Raw genomic sequence first — 301 nt, 5'->3', positions numbered from 1 at the left:
GTTGGCCAACATTCACCCCCAGACTCTCCGTCAGTACGACCGCCTCGGTTTGGTTCGTCCGCAGCGCACCGATGGCGGCGCACGCCGCTACTGCCTGCGCGACATTGCCCGCCTGAACCGAGCTCAGCGCCTGAGCCAGGATGAGGGCATCAACCTTTCCGGTATCGCGCGCATTTTGGTCCTCGAAGAAGAGAATCGCCAACTGCGCCGCGAAGTCAAACGCATGCAAACCGGCGACCAGGAGAGCGTTTTCGCCGCAGGCCGTGACGGCAATATCGTGGAGATACAACGCTCCAACCGC

The 301-nt window shown here is 62.1% G+C and carries 1 protein-coding gene; it reads left to right on the top strand.

Annotation, left to right across the window (positions count from 1 at the left end; all coding sequences use genetic code 11):
- Nucleotides 1-301 (top strand): heat shock protein transcriptional repressor HspR (locus DKT72_RS19140; RefSeq protein WP_162623395.1); only part of this gene is annotated, 301 nt, incomplete at both ends.

The sequence above is a fragment of the Confluentibacter sediminis genome (genome assembly GCF_003258355.1).
GTDB lineage: Bacteria > Bacteroidota > Bacteroidia > Flavobacteriales > Flavobacteriaceae > Confluentibacter > Confluentibacter sediminis.
Note: the sequence above shows the minus strand (reverse complement) of the source record. Positions and strands in the feature narration are given on the sequence as shown.